The following is a 202-nucleotide window of genomic DNA, read 5'->3' on the forward strand; positions in this document are numbered from 1 at the left end:
TCTTCATTGAGAAGTATTAAGTTCGCTTCAATAACTCCAGTTTCTGTCATTTCGGTAGGAATTACTAAAATAAACTCTCCCTTAGTTAAGTTTTCAGGAGGAATCATAACAAAACCTGAATTACTGCTATTAGTATATTGATATGTAAGTTTTAATGAATGGCCAGTCAAATCAATTTCGCCTCCATTATCAAGTAATGTTC

General features: G+C 32.2%; 1 protein-coding gene. It reads right to left on the reverse strand.

All coding sequences use genetic code 11. The features are described from left to right. Positions 1 to 202 (reverse strand): phage baseplate upper protein (locus L977_RS24900; RefSeq protein WP_231563501.1); only part of this gene is annotated, 202 nt, incomplete at both ends.

It is taken from the genome of Enterobacter sp. ZOR0014, from assembly GCF_000798855.1.
Classification (GTDB): domain Bacteria; phylum Pseudomonadota; class Gammaproteobacteria; order Enterobacterales; family Enterobacteriaceae; genus Enterobacter; species Enterobacter kobei.